This window comes from uncultured Campylobacter sp. (genome assembly GCF_905371695.1).
Lineage (GTDB): Bacteria > Campylobacterota > Campylobacteria > Campylobacterales > Campylobacteraceae > Campylobacter_A.
Genome location: NZ_CAJPMA010000135.1, coordinates 1 through 2,995 on the forward strand (window position 1 = coordinate 1; position 2,995 = coordinate 2,995).

The 2,995-nt window shown below is 47.4% G+C and carries 4 protein-coding genes; 1 reads left to right on the forward strand and 3 read right to left on the reverse strand.

The annotated features are described in order from the left end of the window. Both ytpR and pheS read right to left on the reverse strand, forming a co-directional pair. A partial coding sequence (gene ytpR, locus QZ147_RS08885) for a YtpR family tRNA-binding protein (RefSeq protein ID WP_366508787.1) occupies positions 1 to 1,048 on the reverse strand: 1,048 nt, incomplete at its 3' end. Continuing rightward, complete coding sequence (gene pheS / locus QZ147_RS08890; RefSeq protein ID WP_295149476.1) at positions 1,045 to 2,040, reverse strand: phenylalanine--tRNA ligase subunit alpha; 996 nt, start codon at positions 2,038 to 2,040, stop codon at positions 1,045 to 1,047. The genes ytpR and pheS, both read right to left, overlap by 4 nt. Before the next feature lie 106 nt (positions 2,041 to 2,146). On the opposite strand from pheS, the gene QZ147_RS08895 reads away from it, so the two are divergent. Next, positions 2,147 to 2,500, forward strand: coding sequence for a histidine triad nucleotide-binding protein (locus QZ147_RS08895; RefSeq protein ID WP_295149478.1), 354 nt, complete (start codon positions 2,147 to 2,149; stop codon positions 2,498 to 2,500). A gap of 47 nt (positions 2,501 to 2,547) precedes the next feature. On the opposite strand, the gene QZ147_RS08900 is transcribed toward QZ147_RS08895, so the two are convergent. After that, on the reverse strand, positions 2,548 to 2,995 hold a 448-nt coding region (locus QZ147_RS08900), incomplete at its 5' end, for a cation diffusion facilitator family transporter (RefSeq protein ID WP_295149481.1).

Here is a 2,995-nt window from a genome sequence, read left to right on the forward strand (position 1 = left end):
AGACCTGCTCGCCTTTTTGCAAATTTTTATTTTCGAAAAGTGCGCGCGAAACGACCTCGGGATCGCAATAGCTAGCCTCTACGATTACGATTTTAGAATTTTCGTCTACCCTCGCGACATCTGATTGATAAATCCCCGCTACGCCTAAAATTTTATCATTACTCGTTAAAACACACTCGCCGTTAGGGCCGTTTTTAACGTCGAAGACCGCGCGCTCCTCGCCGAATTTGGCGTAATCGTAAGCGCGAAACAGTACGCCCGTGCAGTGCGTCGCATAGTCCAATAAACGATCGACGGGGCAAGTTTTGACGCATCCTATCGTAGCGAGCCTAATTTTTTGCATTAAATTTTCGCTTAAATCCTCTTTTATCTCGAAGGCTTTATATAAAAACGAGCCTTTTACGCCGTCCTCTGCGCGCGCGGAGACGATCCTACCGATGCCTAGAAGCTTTTCGCCGTCTTCAAAAGGCGCGTTTTCGCGTAAATTTAGATCGAGCGCGGCGCAAATTTCGCGCGCTATGCCGTGCATGCTTTGGCAGTCTCCGCGATTTGCCGTAACGTCTACTTCGATGATTACGTCTTTAAACGCCTCGAATTCGTTTAGACTAGCGCCCAGTTTTAGCCGCCCGATGCTATCGTCCAGGGGCAAAATTCCTTCGTTTACCTTCGCCATGCCGAGCTCTAAGGAGCTACAAATCATACCGGAACTCTCCGCTCCGCGAAGCTTCGCTTTTTTTATTTCCAAACCGCCCGGCATCGTCGTGCCTACGAGCGCTACGGGGACGAACTGTCCCGCTTGGACGTTTTTCGCGCCGCAGACTATTTGCAGCGTCTCGCTCCCGACGTCTACTTGACAAATGCTTAACTTATCGGCGTCCGGGTGCTTTTCGCGACTTTTTACGTAGCCTACGACGATGGAGCTAGGAATTTTAATCTCGGTATAGCTATCTACTTCAAGACCGATGGAATTTAGCGTCTTTGCGAGGGTTTCGCCGCTAACGGCGCTTAAATCTACGAATTCGTTTAACCAATTTTTTGAAATTATCATTTAAACTGCTCCAATAATCTTAAATCTCCCTCGAAAAGCGAGCGCAAATCCGGCACGCGGTGCAACAGCATCGCAAAGCGCTCTACTCCTAGACCGAACGCGTATCCGCTCACGTTTTTGTAGCCGACGGCCTTAAAGACGTTCGGATCGACCACGCCGCATCCTAGCACTTCCAGCCAGGTCGTTTGCTTGCATACGCGACACCCCTCGCCGCGGCAGAAGATACAGCTGATATCAACCTCCGCGCTAGGCTCCGTAAACGGGAAAAAGCTAGGGCGAAAGCGGACTTTAACGTCGCCGAACATGTATTTTAAGAAATTTTCAAGCATTGATTTTAAATTCGCAAAGCTCACCGCGCCGCCCTCTTCGACGACGAGGCCTTCTACCTGATGAAACATCGGCGTGTGCGTTAGATCCATATCGCGGCGAAATACGGTTCCCGGCGCTATCATGCGAATCGGCGGCTTTTTGCTCATCATCGTGCGCACCTGCACGGGGCTAGTATGCGTGCGAAGCAGCCTGCCGTCGGTAAAATAAAACGTATCTTGCATGTCGCGCGCGGGGTGATATTTAGGCAAATTCAGCGCCTCGAAGTTATAAAAATCCTCCTCGATGAGCGGCCCCGTTTCGAGCGAGAAATTTTGCGAGAGAAAATACTCGATAATCTTATCCATCGTAGCCGTGACCGGATGTAACGCGCCGTTTGCCGTAGGTTCGTTAAATAGCGTAATATCGACGGCTTCGCGCCTCATTTTGTCTTTTATCTCTTGCGCTTCAAGGCTTGACTTTTTAGCCTCTATCAGCGCGCTAAGCTCGTCTCTTTGACGATTTAGCGTCGCGGCGAATTCTTTTTTTCCCTCTTCCGCCATCGTTTTTAGCTTGGCGAAGCCTTCCGCTAAAACGCCCTTTTTACCGAAAATTTCGACGCGAATTTTCTCTAAATCCGCAAGTGTCGAACATTCGCCGTTAATCTTGTCGATAAATTCTTGCAATGTATAGCCTTTAAAAAATTTCGGTAGATTTTAATAAAATTTAGCATAAAGGACGCTAAATTTTAAGTTGCGGGCGTTATAATTGCCTAAATTTAAAGGAGACAAAATGACAATTTTCGAAAAAATCGTAGCGGGCGAGATACCTTGCAATAAGGTGCTAGAAAACGAGAATTTCCTAGCTTTTCACGACATAAATCCAAAAGCTCCGATCCACATCTTAATAATCCCGAAAAAACACTTTGAAAATATTCAAGAATTTGACCCGGCGCTAATGAGCGGAATGCTAAGCTTTATCCAGCAGTTAGCACGCCTAATGGGAGTGGATAAGAGCGGATACCGCCTTATTACCAACTGCGGCGAGAACGGCGGTCAAGAGGTCATGCACCTGCATTTTCATCTACTAGCGGGAGCGAAGCTAGCATGGAGCGACGGCGCGCCTAATCCGCAAAGCACGTTTTAAGGTAGCGTAAATTTTAAAATTTCAAGGCGCTAAATCGCTTTGAAATTTTATATTCCGCAGATTATCTCGTCGCTATGTCCCGTATCTAGGCTTTCGAATTGAAGCGTAACGTGATCTACGCCTACGCGGGAAAGCTCGCTTTCTATACGTTTTATCATTTGCGAGATTTCGCAAACCTTTAAATTTTTATCGACCGTTACGTGAGCCATAAGCGCGTTAGCGTGGCCGTTTATCGCCCAAATATGCAGATCGTGCACTGAAATAACGCCGCTAGCGCTTTTTATAATCCGTAAAATTTCCGCCGCGTCTAAATCCGCCGGTACCGCTTGAATTAGGATGTTAAAACTGTCTTTTAACAAGTAAAATCCGCTTTTTGCGATTAAAACCGAAACGAAAATGCTTGCGATACCGTCGGCTTGCGTAAAGTTAAATTTCATAACGGCCACGGCGGCGATTATAGCGCCTACCGAACCCAAAGCGTCCCCTAATACGTGC